Source organism: Thermodesulfovibrionia bacterium (assembly GCA_030646035.1).
Classification (GTDB): domain Bacteria; phylum Nitrospirota; class Thermodesulfovibrionia; order UBA6902; family UBA6902; genus JACQZG01.
Genome location: JAUSMY010000037.1, coordinates 1 through 12,211, shown reverse-complemented (window position 1 = coordinate 12,211; position 12,211 = coordinate 1). Strand labels below are relative to the sequence as shown.

The following is a 12,211-nucleotide window of genomic DNA, read 5'->3' as shown; positions in this document are numbered from 1 at the left end:
CTCAACGCTGCAAGGGCTATCTTTGCCTTAAACTCTGCTGAATACCTCGTCCTTTTTGTCTTGCTCATCTTCAGGTTTCCTCCTTCGTTAATCGTATATTTTACACCTTATACGACTGTCCGAATTCCGGGGTCCACCTCTGAAAGTGGTGATAAAACTTTCAGATCAAGGACAGAAGGTCACATATATCTCAGTACGGGTCGGAATGTTCGGCAATCGCGAGGAAGCAGAGCGCATACATGATGAGATAGCAAAGATCGCCGGTATATAGGGCGCTATTTCAGAAGGGCCTTCATCTCTTTTGACGCAGCTTCAAATCCCTTCTTTCTGAGGGTGCTGATTATTTTTGGGGAAGAAAACTTCTTAAATATATATATTCTCTTTTTGTCATCTGTTATCTTTGTTAATGCCTTCCTGCGCAGTGGCCCCAGAAGTTTCAGGTATTTTGCAAAATCTGCGTCGTAAACCTCCTGTATCTCTTTCCTTATCATCTTTGCAATCGCAGGGCTTGCGCCTTCTGTGGATATTGCGATGGTCAGAGGGCCGCGTGTTAGGGAAGCGGGCACGATAAAATTGCCTTCAGACGGGTTGTCCGCGACATTAATAAGCGGGCAGAAAAGTTCCTTTGCGTCGTTGGCGATCATGATATTGGTTTTTCCGGATGAAGTGCACGCTGCAACCACAAAGGCGGACTTAAGGTCTCCCTTTGCATAGTTTCTTGCTTTATGTTTTATCTTCCCTGCGGCTTTGAACTTCTGAAGGCGGGGTGTCAGCGAAGGGCTGACCAGTTCTATGGCTGCGCCTGCTTTAATAAGTGCGGCTGCCTTTCTCTCGGCAACTCTTCCGCCGCCGATAACAACAGCTTTTTTAGCTTTCAGGTCAAGAAAAAGCGGGTAATATTTCATGTCCTGCTATTTTATTTTAGCGATAATATCTTCTGCTTCTTTGGCAAGCGCAGTAGCGGGGAACTTCTCGATAAGGGTTGTGAAAGCCTTCAGCGCCTTCTCTTTCTCCCCGAGGTTTTTATATGAAAGGCCTAAATAATAATATACATCAGCCTCTTTCTTCAGATCAGGATATTTCTCAAGCAGTTCATTGAACCGGCTTGCTGCTGAGGCGTAAGCCTCCTTATTAAAATAGAACATGCCGACATACAGTTCATGTTCGGCAAGGATGCTTAAGCACTTAGCTATTCTTGTCTCAGTAACATCCATATAGGGGTTTCTGGGATAACTCTCCTGCAGTATCCTGAACTCCTTCAGCGCCCTGAGCGCAAGCGAATAGCTGACATCGACCGTGGTCATCTGCTTGTAGAAGCTCATTGCCAGCTGGAACTGAGCGTATGGGGCGTATTTGTTATACGGATGCATGGATAGAAAATTTTCATACTCAATGGAAGCTTCGTCAAAGAGCTCCTGTTCAAAATATATATCTGCCAACCGGATCTGAGCCAAAGTCGCGAACTTCATGGTGGTATCGGTTGTCTTGACCTTCTCAAGCAGAACCTTTGCCGCTTCATAGTCCTTATTATTTATCTTCTCATTTGCCTGGATCAAAGCCTCTTCAGCCTCGGATATGCCGGAATCCTTGAGAGCCGCTTTATCAGAAGAGCATGCAGCTATAAAGAAAAGAATAAGGACAGGCAGGAAAAGCTTCTTTAGAATGCTCATGTTTTTCATAATAGATATAAGATAAAAAATGGCGGGGCGGACGGGACTCGAACCCGCGACCTCCTGCGTGACAGGCAGGCGTTCTAACCGACTGAACTACCACCCCACTCTTTATTTATCGTTTGAGACGGGAGAATCAAAATAATGGTAGGCGGAACAGGGCTCGAACCTGTGACCCCAGCCTTGTAAGGGCTGTGCTCTCCCAACTGAGCTACCCGCCCGATCAACTCAAAACGAGTTATTAATATAGCAGATAAGTATATCAAATTAAAAGTTCTTTTTTCTTACCACCGGCTGAAGCGCATATATGCACAAATTAGCGGGTTAGAATCAGGCCGCCAACAATAATTTAAACCACTATTAAAATGTCCTCAAGTTATGGCAATATTATGTAAACCTTTTAAATTAATCTTTGCTTAAAGGAGATATATCATGAAAAGACCAGCCTTAACAATCGCCTCTATTTTTTTCAGCATCATAATGCTCGCATCATTTGTTCATGCGGCATGTACAGAGGGCAAATGTGTAACCGGAATCGGAACAATGACTTTTGAAAACAAAGACAAGTATGCAGGAGAATGGAAAGCGAGCAAGCAGAACGGCCAGGGCACGATGACATATGCTAACGGCAATGTGTATACAGGCGGATGGAAAGATGACCTAAAAGAGGGGCAAGGTACCATTACCTACAAGGACGGCGACAAGTATGTCGGCGGATGGAAAAATGACCTGATGGATGGGCAAGGCACTTATACATGGGTAGAAGGCGATAGTTATGTAGGTGAGTGGAAAGACGGTTATGAGAACGGCCAGGGAACTATGACCTACTCAGACGGCGGGAAGTATATCGGTGAATTCAAAAATGACATAAGGGATGGACAGGGTACTTATACATGGTCAAATGGCGATGTTTATGTAGGCGGATGGAAAGCTGGTATGTTGGATGGCCAGGGGATCATGACCTACACAGACGGCGGCAAGTATGCCGGTGAGTACAAAAATGATGAGCGCGATGGACAGGGCACACATACATGGGCAGATGGCGGTAAATATGTCGGTGAATGGATCAACGGCACGCAAAATGGGCAAGGCACACATACATGGGCAAATGGAGATGTTTACACAGGCGGATGGAAAAACGGCCAAATGAACGGACAAGGCAAAAAGACATGGGGAACCGGCGAATGGCAAGGCGATGTTTATGTGGGTGAATGGAAAAATAATTTAATGGATGGATACGGCACTTATACATGGGGACATGGCGAATGGCAAGGCGATGTTTATGTGGGTGGATTTAAAAATCACATGAAAAGCGGGCAAGGCAGCTATACATACACAGACGGCAGCAAGTATGTCGGTGAATGGAAAAATGACCTGATGGACGGCCAGGGCACATATACCTATAAAGACGGCGGCAAATATTCAGGTGAATACAAAAATGATGAGCGCGATGGTTACGGCACATACACATGGGCAAATGGCGATGTATATATTGGCGGATGGAAAATTGGCATGCTGGATGGACAAGGCACATATACCTATGCAACAGGCAGTAAGTATTCAGGTGAATTCAAAAATGACACAAGGGATGGCTATGGAACCTACACATACGCTGATGGCGGTCAGTATGTCGGCGAATGGAGAAACGGCCAAGCGAACGGACAGGGTACTGAGACATGGTCAAGCGGCGCAAGATATGTCGGTGAATATAAAAATGACAAAGTAGACGGCCAGGGCACATTTAACTATGCAGACGGAGGCCAGTATTCAGGTGAATTCAAAAATGACACAAGAGATGGTTACGGCACTTACATATGGCCGGACGGCCAGCAATGGTCAGGACAGTGGAGAAATGGGGAGATGGTGCAGTAGGATTTTGAGATATATCACAAAACAGGGCGTGAAATGACAACTGACCCGCGATTCGCAAACCGTTATGATCAGGAGAACAGAAGACGCAGCAAAGGCCCGGATGAGAAGTTCTGTGAATCATGCGGGGAGGTCATAAAGGTCAAGGCTGAGACATGCCCGGTGTGCGGAGCCGGGCAGAAAGATAAGGTAAACAAGACAGCCTTACTGCTGATCACATTCTTCCTGGGAGGGTTTGGGGCCCACAAGTTTTATACCCGCAGAAACCTGGAAGGCTTTTTTTATCTGATATTCTGCTGGACGCTCATTCCGCGCCTGATCTCCCTGGTGGAATTCATTATTTACGCGTTCACAAGCAGTGAAGATCTTCAGAAAAAATATTCCGCAACCGGCAACGGAATGGTTATCGCTATCGCAGCCGCAGGCATCGCCCTGATATTTTTGTTTGGTATAATCGCCGCAGTTGCGATCCCGGCTTTTCTTGCAAACAGGAATCTTGCTTATCAGGCAACTGTAAGATCAGAATTAATGAATTTAAAAACCGCTGAGGAGATCTATTTTTCCGACAATAACAGATATTCCAAAAAGATCGAAGAGCTGAACTTTACTCCTGCAGCATCAAACATAAGAATTGAAGTGATAAGCGCTGATGAGAATTGTTTCACTATAAGAGGCACACATAATAAATTGGACAAATTCATACTGATAGATTGCCATGGATCAGAGCAGTATTCATATTAAACAATAACCTGCTTGCAGATATAACCGCCCCATCTTTAATAATATCAAGGAGAAATATATGGCTGACGAAAAAAAAGAACCCTGGCTGAACTACCTCGCGCTCGCGACCGTCCTTCTGGCGGTATGTGCAACGCTTTCAACTTTTAGAGGCGGCAGCTTCTCCACGCGTTCCGTGCTTGCGCAGTCACAGGCCTCAAATCAGTGGGCATACTATCAGTCCAAAAGCATAAAGAGCTACATATACGAGATGCAGAAAGACAAGCTTGAGCTTGAACTGAAGGAGAAGAGGCCCAAGCTTTCGCCTGAAATAATTGGGGATTACGAGAAGAATATTAATGCCTATTCAGGAAAGATAAAAAAGTATGAAGAAGAAAAGGCTGCCATTGAGAAGGACGCAAAAGCGCAGGAGTCCATTAGAGATGAAGCTCAAATGCATTCCCGCCAGTTCGGCATGGCTGTCATATTTCTTCAGATAGCGATACTCCTCTCATCAATCGCTGCGCTGCTGAAGAAAAAACCGGTCTGGGTCATAGGTCTCTTCAGCGGCGCGGTCGGGATATTCTATTTTGTGAATGGATTTTTGATGGTTGTTAAATAGCGAGGGAGTTCTTAAACGGGAACACCACGCGTTATTCTAAAACCCGAAATCAGTTTTTTTATCGCTTCTTCTATAAGTGAGAATTTCCCGGCATCGATCCATTCTTTTTTGAATATGCCTCCGCCGAAGGCTACCGCATCCGCGCCTGAAGAAAAGAAGGGGCCGATAGTTTCAGGTGTGATGCCGCCGCAGGCAAGAAGCTTTATGTCCTGAAATGGGCCTTTTATCTCTTTGATGTAAGAAGGGCCGAAGAACTTTGCGGGGAATACCTTGACCATTGTCGCACCGGCATTCCACGCGTTATATATCTCCTGCGGTGTGAGCGCACCGGGAAAGACAGGTATAGAATTTTTTACGCAATATTCCATTACGTCAGTTACAAGTGTGGGCATAACAATGAATGTCGCGCCGGCATCAAGCGCAGAGTGCAGGTCTTTAAGTGAGAGTACAGTTCCGGCGCCGACAGTGATACGGCCATCAGCCGCCTTGATCATCTGCCTTATAAGACCGGCTGCGTCAGGCGTGTTCATTGTGACCTCGATCGCTTTGAGGCCGGAGGATACCGCAGTTTCAGTAAGCGGCTTCACGCTCTCTGACGTGATGCCGCGCAATATCCCCAAGATGGGCAGTTCTTTAAAGCGGTTTACGTCCATTTTTATGGCTGATGATCCTAATCAACAATGCTGTCGTAAAAGGCCCTGTAGTCTTCTTTCTTATCGCTGTCTCTTAAAGCGATCGCATTTTTTGGATGTTCATTCAGCATACCTGCTATTGCATAAGGTATGATGTATCCCCACTCCATCTTCTCCCTGAGCGGGATGAACTCTTTAGATATCAGGTCAAGGATGGGGCGTATATCATATTTCGGATTCTTTAAAAAACCGATCAGCAGTTCAAGGGGACAGTTGCCTGAGCCGCGCCCTATTCCGTAAACAGTTGCATCCATATAATTGGCATTATGGATGATCGCCTCTATTGTGTTTGAAAATGCAAGCTGCATGGAGTTGTGGCCGTGAAAGCCGATCTCTTTCGTCTTGATTATCGACTTGAACCTTTTGACCAGTTCCTCAATATTTTCCTGATATAAGGATCCGAAACTATCGACAATATTAACAACATCAGCCTTGCTCTCTTCCTCTATCTGATGGAGCGCCTCATCAAGCTCAGGCCCCCTGTCTTTTGATATGGCCATTATGTTGATGGCGGTCTCATAACCCTTGTCTGCAAAATGGTTGCACATGTAAATAGCCTTGTCTATGCCTTTTACATAAGTAGCAGTTCTTATAACATCTATAGGGCTCTGGTCAGCAGGCTTTATATCATCAAGATGAACGCGTCCCACATCCACCATGACGGAGATCTTGGCCTTTGATTCTATCCCGTCTATAACTTTTCTGATCACATCATCATCACAGAACTTCCACGGCCCGTATTCATCCGGAGAGAAATAGTCCTTGGAATTCTTATATCCTATCTCAATGTAATCCACGCCTGCAGCTGAGATCGCCTTATACACCTCGCGCACAAACCTGTGGTCAAAATTGTGCTTATTTATAAGACCGCCATCACGGATGGTGCAGTCTAATACTTTTATCTGTTCCCTGTACATAATTCCTCCTTGATAAGAAAATACATTAAAATATAATGGAAGTATAAGTGTAATTTAATGGAATATGGATTGTAAAGCGCGGTTTAATATTTTCATATCCGGTTCATGCCCTGTCCTCATCCACTCTCTGCCTGAGATGCTCAAGCACCAGGTCTCCAGTCTTTAATATCTCTTCTGTCTGCGGCAGATGCTGAATTATCCTATTTATATAGTTTTTGTTTTTTAATAATCTGTATGAACTTAAAAAATTCAGGGTATATGCCCATGAAAGGTGCATAAGCTTAAAATCATTTAAGGTCCTAAGGTCGGAATACGAGATGTGCTTTTTTGAAGAGATACTATCAAGCAGCTCTTTTGAATATTCAGAATTGTCTGGAAGTCCATGTGCCGCTGCCGAGGCCCTCTCATCATCGCTGCTTTCATAATAATCTATAAAGACACGAAATATATCTATCTTGTCAGCATCGCGTATCAGCTTTAACAGCAATAATATATCCCGGCCTTTCAGGTCAGGGAGGGCAAACGCGTTATGGAATTTTACGGCCTGCGTGATAAGGGATTGTTCATTATCAGGAAGAAGGGTCAAGGTCTTTTCGCTGATCAATGTCTCAGCCCCCAGAAGGCCGTGATTAACAGACCTGCTGTCCATAAAGGTTTTATATTCTTTAAACTGGCGGAACCGGCCTATGTCATGAAAGAGGCCGATCGTCTCGGCAAGAAGAATTGTGTTATTGCTTAATGACTCTCCTTTTGAAATATAGACTATGTTTTCGCATACATTCAGGGTATGTTCGATCTTAAGTTTATAGTTGTTATCATCTCCCTTGTTGAATGAATGGAAAGAGGATGTGTAATCTGAAAACCATTTCTTAAGGAGTGTCAGGTCATTATCGGTCATCTTCTCTCCTGCTAATACTGATACTCATACGCCATCTGATCCATGGAATCACTGCGCAGGAGATATTTCACATTGTCCTGAGCGATCATCTTAAAGGCGTGCACGATCATCTCTTTATAGAAATCACAGAAGACAGCCTTCTTATTGATATTGCCTCGGGCGTACATTTCAGCCGGGCAGGGCGAGCCGCAGATGTGCCTGAAGTCGCAGACATCGCATTCTTCAATATTCTCCACCATTCTTGATCTTATCTCTTTAAAGGGCTTTGAGTCCATCGCTTTTGCGATCGATGTCTTGAAGATGTTTCCGCCTGAGAACTCCTTCATGCCGATAAATTCGCCGCATGGAACCATCGCTCCGTCCGCAGTTACAGTGAGGAAGGTCCTGCCGCCTCCGCATGGAGATATGTCGCACATCATGCGCCTTGCGGTCGGCGATATGATAGCCAGTAATACATTTGCAAAGTTGCCGATAACGATCTGCTGTTTCGTCTTCTTTGTAAGCTCCATCGCTGTATCAACAGCCTTTATCAGGTTCTGCGCAAAGACCTTGTCATCAGGCTTTACCTTGTCAGAGCGCTTCTGTGTCACACGGACAGGATTAAGAAGCACCATCGGCACCTTTTTCTTATGGAGGAATTTAACGTGCTCAGAGAGTTTATCTACGTTGAATGTATTAACGGTGCAGATAACATTAAGCCCCTCATATCCTTTAAACCAGTCGATCGCCTGCACAGCCTTTTTAAAATTCCCCTCGCCCTCTCTTGAAACGCGGGAGCGGTTATTGACTTCGGCAGTTGAAGCGTCAAGAGAAATTCCGATACCAACGCGATACTTCTTTATGAGATCCACATCCTCTTTTTCAAGCAAAAGCGCATTGGTCTGTATGCCGAAGAGCATCTTCTTGTGATACTTTTTGATCGCGCCAAAGAGAATATCTTTTACAAGAAGCGGCTCGGCAGCGTGAAATACGATCACCGGTTTTTTCTTTGCGCCCTCAAAATGGGCCTCAACCTTGCTGAGGACTGTATCAAGCTGTTCGGCAGTCATCTGCGTTCCATGCTGTCTTATTTTTGCAGGTATGTAGCAGTAAGGACAGTTGGCATTGCACCTGTCTGTCGGGTCAATGTATATGCAGTTCAAAGGCTCATTGAACCTGAAATTATGCATCTCAGTATCGAGGTGTTTCATCTCTTTTTTATAGAGGTCTATCAAATCCTGGGGAAGCATAAAGTCGTTGTTATTTTTCGGCAATACGCTCCAGAATATATTGTCAGGATCAAGCGCCAGTTTCCAGTCAGCATCAATATCAGAGAATGAGAGTCCGCGGTTAGTTGGTTTCATTGCTTTTATAAAATCTCCTTTTGGGTTATCAGCATTCATTTTCGGCATCCTGCAGGGGCGCATTGAAATACGCCCCTGCTGAATAAATCCTATAACGGCATCTTCTTCTTAGGCACGTCTCCGTACATGACAAAATGCGTCAGGCCGTTAGCGGTCGTGGCGCACTTCATATGATAAGAGATGGCCTGAACTTTCTTTACCTTCTTCGCCTTCTTCAAACAATTCACCCCCTTTTCTAATCTGATTTTATATCAGTAACAGTCTTTATCCTTTCAAGTACCACCTCAGCCAGTTTATTGTGAAAGCCGAGCGGCTCTGTATAAATGAACTTCACATCAGGATATATATCTTCTGCTTCCTTGATTATTTTTGGAATACTCTCTGTCACATGAATGCCGCTGCTTAAGAAGAATGGGTGAATTATTATTTTGTCTGCACCGTCTTCAACAGCCCTCTCTATCGCATCTGTTATGGTCGGTTTATTGAACTGAAGATACGCAATCCTCACACAATCTTTATTGCATTCAGTGTGTATCATCCTGTGAAGGCGTTCAGCAATATCCTCGACATTGCTTGCCTCTTTTGACGGACTGCCGTGCGCCGCAATTATGATTATCTCCATAACGCTCCTTTACCTTAATTTGGAAAGCTCTTTTAAGAGCATTTCATTATCGCTTCGTGATTTAACAGCAACCCTGATATAAGAGCCTTCAAGCCCTCTGAAATTTGAACAATCCCTGACGAGAATACCTTTTGCGTTTAACGCTGAAACTATTCTTTCAGGATTTTCCATTTTTAATAAATAATAATTCACACTTGACGGCAAGTACTTAATATTTAATTCCTGAAAACTCTTTTCGAGAAATTCTTTTTCTCTCTTTATCAAATCATGTGTTTCAACCGCATACTCATCATCTGCGATAGCGGCGATTGCCGTCTTTTGGGCAAGATGATTTACTGTCCAGGGTTCTTTGAATTCTTTGATCCTCTCAATTAAGTCCTTGTGAAAAACCCCGTACCCGATCCTTAAGCCTGTAAGCGCGTAAAACTTTGTCATTGACCGAAGTACGATCAGATATGGATTCTCCTGAACATCCCGGATCACCGATCCTTCAGGCACAAAATCAATGAACGCCTCGTCAACAATAAGATAGCATTTCATCTTCTTTGCCGCCTCAGCGATCATCAAGACATCATGTTTCTCTAAAAGATGCCCTGTCGGATTGTTCGGGTTGCAGAGGAAAGCCATGTCACAGCCCTGCATAGCTTTGATAAACTTATCTGGAATTACCTCAAAACCATTCTCTTTCTTTAACTCATAGCTCTCAACTCTTAACTTTGAACTCAATCTGCACGCCCTCTCATATTCTGAAAATGTCGGCGCAGGGATCAAAACTTTCCTTGGCTTTAGCGCACGCGGTATAAGATAAATAAGCTCCGTGCTGCCATTGCCGCAGATGATCGTCTCAGGGTCAATGCCATTATGTTCGGCAATCTTATGCCTCAACATCTTTGTGTCAGGATCGGGATAATTAACCAGACCATTCAGTTCTCTGTTGATAACGTCTTTCACCTTGTCTGAAATGCCGAGAGGATTGATGGATGCGCTGAAATCAATGAGCCTGCTTTCAGAAACGCCAAGTTCTTCAGCTATCCTGTAGATATTCCCTCCATGTTCCAGCGAATTTGGAGTAATCGTTTTCATATAGCAGTCCTCAGATACAGAAGCATCAGCGCAATGCCAAAGCCGAGCAGGGATGTGATCTTAACAATAGATAATGCATTCTCTGAAGCATTAAGATAAGACACATCTTCTTTAACCTCTGACTTTTCCTCTAGGCCTATGTAAGGCTTCTCCACAAGCATGCCTGCGTAAAATGAAGGGCCTCCGAGCCTGATGCCGAGCGCGCCTGCCATTGCAGCCTCAGGTATCCCGCTGTTCGGGCTTAAATGTTTCCTGCCGTCGCGGAGCATGGTTCTCAATGACAGATGACCGGCTGTGGCTGACATCTTCAGAATAAATGTTGCCATCACGATCAGCATGCCTGTAATTCTCGCTGGGATAAAATTGACGATATCATCCAATCTCGCAGACGCCCATCCGAAGTTCTTGTACCTCTCATTCCTGTAGCCGACCATTGAATCAAGCGTGTTGACCGCTTTGTATGTCATCGCCAGCGGCAGGCCTCCTATCGCAAAGTAGAAGATCGGAGCGATTATTCCGTCTGAAGTATTTTCAGAAAGCGTCTCAATGACCGCCTTTAATATGCCTTTGTCATCAAGCTCTTTTGTGTCTCTGCCGACAATAAGTCTGAGCTTCTTTCTTGCGCCTTCTTTGTCGCCTGCGGTCACAGCGGCAACTACAGCCTTGCCGGATCTAATAAGGTCATTGGTAGCGAGGGTTGTTGATGTCAGATATATAAGAAAACCAAATGCAAGATAAGAAACCGTCTTCGGCAGATCTGTATTTATCAGAAATGAGTTTAAGAAATAAAAGGATCCGTAAGTCGAGCTGATTATGATTATCACGAGAAGGATTCCTGCAAACTTCTCCATCCTCTCTGTGACATGTTCCTTATAACTTAATATCCTTTCCATCTTTTCAATTTCCCATCCGATTATCCTCACAGGATGCGGGAACCACTGTGGATCGCCGATCATCAAGTCCAATACATATGCTGCTGTCAGAACGATCACCTCTGTCATTATTTATCCTTAGCCATGCGATCTTCCATTCCGACCTGCCTGAGCATAAAGCGGACATCAACACTCTTCTTCAGGATACCAGCCCACCTGTCTATGGCTTGCTCTTTCTTTATGTGGTAATTAAAACCTGTCTCCTGAACCGGCAGCCCTTTTTTCTTCCTGATCGAGTTCAGCAAAGCGGTGCGAAAGTCATCATTATCAAAGATGCCGTGCATATAAGTGCCCCATACATTGCCCTTTACAGAGCCGTCGGAGATAAGCTCAGAGTTATCAAATCTTTTCAATTCAAATAACCCGATATCACCTGTTGTATGACCCATATGGATCTCATAGCCTTTTAATTTTCCACTGACGCCTGATCCCCAATCCCTAAACCCTGCTGTATACTGCGCCTCCACCTGACATGTAGTCTTTGTCTTGTCAAATGTTGTAACAGTGTCAAGAAGCCCCATGGCATCAATTTCATTTGATCCGCTTTCAACACCATAAGGATCAAGTATCTTCTGGCCAAGCATCTGATAACCGCCGCATATCCCGACAAGCATACATCCTTTATTAACCGCTGACTTTACAGAATCTTCAATGCCGTGCTCTCTTAAGAGAATGAGGTCGCTCACTGTATTTTTTGATCCGGGGATGATGATGAGATCAGCACTCCTGATATCCGCTTCATCCAATGAGTACTGAAGTTCAACATCCTCTTCATACATGAATGGATCAAAGTCAGTGAAGTTGGATATATAGCGCAACCCAAGCACTATGATCTTTAAAGGCTTG

General features: G+C 44.5%; 14 protein-coding genes, 2 tRNA genes and 1 pseudogene. 4 read left to right on the top strand and 13 right to left on the bottom strand.

Going from position 1 to position 12,211, the window contains the following annotated elements; genetic code table 11:
• Positions 1–145 precede the first annotated feature (145 nt).
• A complete protein-coding gene (locus Q7U10_06165) occupies positions 146–271 on the top strand; it encodes a DUF3568 family protein (protein ID MDO8282194.1) in 126 nt (41 codons plus the stop codon).
• 4 nt (positions 272–275) lie between these two features.
• Here Q7U10_06165 and Q7U10_06160 read toward each other — a convergent pair whose 3' ends face one another.
• From Q7U10_06160 to Q7U10_06145, 4 genes are all read right to left on the bottom strand, one after another.
• Positions 276–905, bottom strand: coding sequence for a bifunctional precorrin-2 dehydrogenase/sirohydrochlorin ferrochelatase (locus Q7U10_06160; GenBank protein MDO8282193.1), 630 nt, complete (start codon positions 903–905; stop codon positions 276–278).
• A 6-nt stretch (positions 906–911) separates the two neighbouring features.
• Entirely contained in the window at positions 912–1,670 is a 759-nt protein-coding gene (gene bamD, locus Q7U10_06155) for an outer membrane protein assembly factor BamD (protein ID MDO8282192.1), read from the bottom strand.
• A gap of 29 nt (positions 1,671–1,699) precedes the next feature.
• Positions 1,700–1,776: transfer RNA gene (locus tag Q7U10_06150), tRNA-Asp, on the bottom strand.
• 39 nt (positions 1,777–1,815) lie between these two features.
• Positions 1,816–1,891, bottom strand: a tRNA-Val gene (locus Q7U10_06145).
• A 211-nt stretch (positions 1,892–2,102) separates the two neighbouring features.
• On the opposite strand from Q7U10_06145, the gene Q7U10_06140 reads away from it, so the two are divergent.
• The 3 genes and pseudogenes from Q7U10_06140 to Q7U10_06130 all read left to right on the top strand — a co-directional run bounded on the left by Q7U10_06140 (position 2,103) and on the right by Q7U10_06130 (position 4,878).
• Complete coding sequence (locus Q7U10_06140) at positions 2,103–3,542, top strand: MORN motif precursor (protein MDO8282191.1); 1,440 nt, start codon at positions 2,103–2,105, stop codon at positions 3,540–3,542.
• 33 nt (positions 3,543–3,575) lie between these two features.
• Positions 3,576–3,920 (top strand): annotated as a pseudogene (locus tag Q7U10_06135) (TM2 domain-containing protein).
• Between the two features lie 418 nt (positions 3,921–4,338).
• Entirely contained in the window at positions 4,339–4,878 is a 540-nt protein-coding gene (locus Q7U10_06130) for a DUF4337 domain-containing protein (protein ID MDO8282190.1), read from the top strand.
• 11 nt (positions 4,879–4,889) lie between these two features.
• Here the strand turns inward: Q7U10_06130 and Q7U10_06125 are convergent, their stop codons facing one another.
• The 9 genes from Q7U10_06125 to Q7U10_06085 all read right to left on the bottom strand — a co-directional run.
• Positions 4,890–5,531, bottom strand: a complete 642-nt coding sequence (locus tag Q7U10_06125; GenBank protein MDO8282189.1) for a bifunctional 4-hydroxy-2-oxoglutarate aldolase/2-dehydro-3-deoxy-phosphogluconate aldolase — start codon at positions 5,529–5,531, stop codon at positions 4,890–4,892.
• Between the two features lie 17 nt (positions 5,532–5,548).
• On the bottom strand, positions 5,549–6,487 hold the full coding sequence (locus Q7U10_06120; protein ID MDO8282188.1) for an aldolase catalytic domain-containing protein: 939 nt from the start codon (positions 6,485–6,487) through the stop codon (positions 5,549–5,551).
• A 103-nt stretch (positions 6,488–6,590) separates the two neighbouring features.
• Entirely contained in the window at positions 6,591–7,385 is a 795-nt protein-coding gene (locus Q7U10_06115; protein MDO8282187.1) for an HD domain-containing protein, read from the bottom strand.
• Positions 7,386–7,396: 11 nt separating this feature from the next.
• A complete protein-coding gene (gene cbpB / locus Q7U10_06110) occupies positions 7,397–8,728 on the bottom strand; it encodes a peptide-modifying radical SAM enzyme CbpB (protein ID MDO8282186.1) in 1,332 nt (443 codons plus the stop codon).
• 89 nt (positions 8,729–8,817) lie between these two features.
• Positions 8,818–8,946 carry a hypothetical protein gene (locus Q7U10_06105; protein MDO8282185.1) on the bottom strand — a complete coding sequence of 43 codons (129 nt, stop codon included), beginning with the start codon at positions 8,944–8,946 and terminating at the stop codon, positions 8,818–8,820.
• A 17-nt stretch (positions 8,947–8,963) separates the two neighbouring features.
• Positions 8,964–9,350: a CbiX/SirB N-terminal domain-containing protein gene (locus Q7U10_06100; protein MDO8282184.1), complete on the bottom strand. Its 387-nt coding sequence runs from the start codon at positions 9,348–9,350 to the stop codon at positions 8,964–8,966.
• Between the two features lie 9 nt (positions 9,351–9,359).
• Positions 9,360–10,433: a threonine-phosphate decarboxylase CobD gene (cobD, locus tag Q7U10_06095; GenBank protein ID MDO8282183.1), complete on the bottom strand. Its 1,074-nt coding sequence runs from the start codon at positions 10,431–10,433 to the stop codon at positions 9,360–9,362.
• Positions 10,430–11,434 carry an adenosylcobinamide-phosphate synthase CbiB gene (cbiB, locus tag Q7U10_06090; protein ID MDO8282182.1) on the bottom strand — a complete coding sequence of 335 codons (1,005 nt, stop codon included), beginning with the start codon at positions 11,432–11,434 and terminating at the stop codon, positions 10,430–10,432. The genes cobD and cbiB overlap by 4 nt, the downstream gene beginning before the upstream one ends.
• A partial coding sequence (locus Q7U10_06085) for a cobyric acid synthase CobQ (protein ID MDO8282181.1) occupies positions 11,434–12,211 on the bottom strand: 778 nt, incomplete at its 5' end. The genes cbiB and Q7U10_06085, both read right to left, overlap by 1 nt.